The organism is Mycobacterium sp. (assembly GCF_049281135.1).
In the GTDB taxonomy this organism is placed as follows: Bacteria; Actinomycetota; Actinomycetes; order Mycobacteriales; family Mycobacteriaceae; genus Mycobacterium.
The window spans coordinates 1-2,870 of the sequence record NZ_JBAPRN010000025.1 but is presented as its reverse complement, the minus strand read 5'-3'; the positions used below and the strand labels follow the sequence as shown (position 1 = coordinate 2,870).

Annotated in this window: 3 protein-coding genes and 1 pseudogene; 2 read left to right on the top strand and 2 right to left on the bottom strand. The window is 65.5% G+C overall.

Annotation, left to right across the window (positions count from 1 at the left end; translation table 11 throughout):
• Window positions 1–451 (top strand): annotated as a pseudogene (locus WAN02_RS01020) (hypothetical protein); the annotation flags it as partial.
• Between the two features lie 4 nt (window positions 452–455).
• On the opposite strand, the gene WAN02_RS01015 reads toward WAN02_RS01020, so the two are convergent.
• Together WAN02_RS01015 and WAN02_RS01010 are read right to left on the bottom strand one after the other, a co-directional pair.
• Window positions 456–821, bottom strand: coding sequence for a hypothetical protein (locus tag WAN02_RS01015; protein ID WP_422261983.1), 366 nt, complete (start codon window positions 819–821; stop codon window positions 456–458).
• Window positions 814–1,617 carry a ParA family protein gene (locus tag WAN02_RS01010; RefSeq protein ID WP_422261981.1) on the bottom strand — a complete coding sequence of 268 codons (804 nt, stop codon included), beginning with the start codon at window positions 1,615–1,617 and terminating at the stop codon, window positions 814–816. Before WAN02_RS01010 ends, WAN02_RS01015 begins: the two co-directional genes overlap by 8 nt.
• Window positions 1,618–1,706: 89 nt before the next feature.
• On the opposite strand from WAN02_RS01010, the gene WAN02_RS01005 reads away from it, so the two are divergent.
• Entirely contained in the window at window positions 1,707–1,934 is a 228-nt protein-coding gene (locus tag WAN02_RS01005) for a hypothetical protein (protein ID WP_422261979.1), read from the top strand.
• The last annotated feature ends 936 nt before the right edge of the window (window positions 1,935–2,870 follow it).

The following is a 2,870-nucleotide window of genomic DNA, read 5'->3' as shown; positions in this document are numbered from 1 at the left end:
GATCGCCATCGACGATGCGGCGCTGCGCGATTGGCGGCCACCGACCACGCCCGGCACCACCGGCCAGCATCCCCTGCCGCCTGCGCCGCTGCGCAGACCATCGGCAGCGCTACCGTCGCGCTCGGCGCCGGCCGCACTGCTCGCCCGGAGCTGCGGGCATTGCGAGGTGTTCACGGAGAGCTGTCGCTACAGCTTCGACCGGGTCGTGAACCGCTGCCCGACCGGACCGCCCGGCGAAAACCCCTCTCCCGCGCAGCTGTTCGCGGCTTGCGGGGCGTGCGCCGAGATCGTGGCACGCCTGCAGCCGCAGCTGGCGACCCGAGCCGGCTACCTGGTGGCGGCCGGGCGCGATTCAGCGTCTGTGCCGTTTCACTGGCGGGGATCTCGGTGGGTCCTGCTCGATCGAGACGGATGGCTCACCGAGATCCGCGACGACGCCCGAAGCGCTTGAGGACTTAACCGCGGTTAATTGTGCGCGAGCGCCGATGCCGCACCAGTGCCTCATCGACGAGGTCTGAGGCGAAATCCTGGGCAGTAAGCAAGACGTCATCGCGTTTGGCCTCTAGCCACGCCTGGCGAACCCGCTGCGCTGTTGCCGGGCGCAACCGCAGGGTGCGCGGCGCCTCGGTAGCGGGTGCGGTGATGGGAAGGGCGGGGCTGGGAAGCGTGGTTACCGACGCCGGGGGGTCTTCCGTCACTGTGACGCTCGGCGCGGCCGATGCGTGCTCGGCGCGTTCGGTGTCGTTGGGGGCCTGACGGGTCTGGGCTCCGGCGGTCGACAACATGCCGAGCACGGCGGCGGCGGTGTCCTTTTTAGGCATGGTGCTTTCCTCGATTCCGTCGGCCCTCATCGACGAGGGTCATGACCTCAACAGCGAAACTTGCATATGCCTGCGCCAGATCCTGATCTGCTTCCAGGTCGCCCAGCACGACCTGGTCGCTGACCATGCGCTCGGCGGCAGTGCGCTTGGGAATGATCGTGTCGAAGATCGGCAGGCCGTCATCGCGCAGCTTGTGCATGGTCTCGCGGCTGATCAGGGTCTGCGATTCATATTTGGTCAGCAAGACTCCCAGAAAGGTCGCCGACAACACCTGATGCTGGCGCAGGGTGGTTGACCATTCCAGGAACATGTTGACGCCCCGCCTCCCCCACTTGCTGGCATCAGTCGGCACGATGAACCAGTCGGCGGCGTTGAGCGCGGTGATCACCAGTTGGCCCAGATTCGGCGAAAGGTCGAGGACAATCGCGTCGTAAGCCTGATAGACCGGCCGCAACGCCATGGCGAGCCGCTCCTCGCGCCGGTGCATCGTGACGAGTTCCATGTCCAGCTTGGCGACCGCCAACGTAGACCCCACCATGTCGAGTTTGGCCAGCCGCGTCGTGCGGATCACCTTGTCGATCGGTGCGGCGTCGGCGATGAGGTCATAGATGTCGAACTCGACGTCGTCGTCGGGATCGAACATTGACGTTGAGTTACCCTGCGGGTCGCAGTCGACCAGGAGGGTGCGCCACCCGCCGCGCGCCATGCCGGCGGCCAGGTTCACCGCGGTGAAAGACTTCCCCACCCCGCCCTTGTGATTGGCGATCGCAATCACTTCTGCTTTCACGAGAGTCACTTCCTTCACTTTAGTCACATTCATTAGAGCAGGGTGATCCGGTGTTTCGGTGATGCCGCGACGGTGTGTCGAGGCGATGTGATCACGTAGTGACGCGGGGATCGGGTGATGCCGCGACGCAGTCACCCCCGCACCGGGTGATGCGGCGACGCAGTGATGGTGTCACCGTGCCGCTGCGTGATCCGGTGATCGGATCGCACCGTGACGCGGCGATGGCGCGACCGGATCACGCGGTCATTCGGCGATTCAGTGATGCTGCGACCGTGCAACACCGTGACGCAATCGCTGTGCAACGCGGTCGGGGCGTGATCCGGTGATCCAGCCGCGTGATGATCGCGCGACACCATCACACGGTGTCGGCGTGACGCGGTGATCGTGCGATCCCGCGACTGGATCACCGGATGACGGTGCAACTAGGCAACGTGGTGATCGCATCGCGTAGCGACACAGTCGCCGGGTGATCCGGTGATCCAGCCACCTGATGATCGCGCAACACCATTACGCTGTCGCGGCGTAACCGGGTAATCCGATAACCCGGTGATACGCGGATCGCATCACCGGGTTGCTCGGTGACGCTGTTGCCCGATCATTCGATCACGGGGTGATCGGATCTGGCGGTGATCGGATGATCGGGCTGCGCATTCCCTTGCGTGCGGAAGTCCTCGCAATGACCACACGTGCCATCACCGTGACGAAATGATCGAGTGCCCGGGCTAAAGCTGACGTTGCGCCGGGGTGGGCGATTCCGGCGGCCGGGATGTTCTGATGTTGGGCCCGACGCAGGAGAGCTGGTGGCAGCACGCCGATCGCAGGTGCTTACCAGCAGCGGCGTCATCGGTGCCTAACCGGTGCGCGCTCAGGCCGGCCGCGTTGCGTGCGGAGTCGGCCACCGGGGGAGGGGTCAGGTCCGCAGAAGACGCGTCCTACGGCACTTTCGGATGGCGCAGCCCAGCCCGCGGTCACTGACTGTTTGCCACTTAACCGCGGTTAATTGGCAACGGCGGATCCCGAGCAGAAATCCCGTTTCGAAGGCAACCGCGTCACGGGCGGCGCCTCACGGTCGATTTGCCGAGCCGCGGCGAACCAAGCCGTGGCCGCAACCGGACACACATACCCCGAAAGAACGCGCCGCCTCGATGAGGGCCGGCACGGCCGTGACCGTGCCGAGGTCGCTCACGAGGCGACGGATTGCGAGGTTCTGGAACCCAACGCGGCGAATTGGCCGCGAAGCTGATCGGCGCGGGAGAGCACGG

Excerpts from the sequence above, each read along its gene's own strand:
- WAN02_RS01015 (WP_422261983.1), bottom strand. The coding sequence starts at position 821 with ATGCCTAAAAAGGACACCGCCGCCGCCGTGCTCGGCATGTTGTCGACC.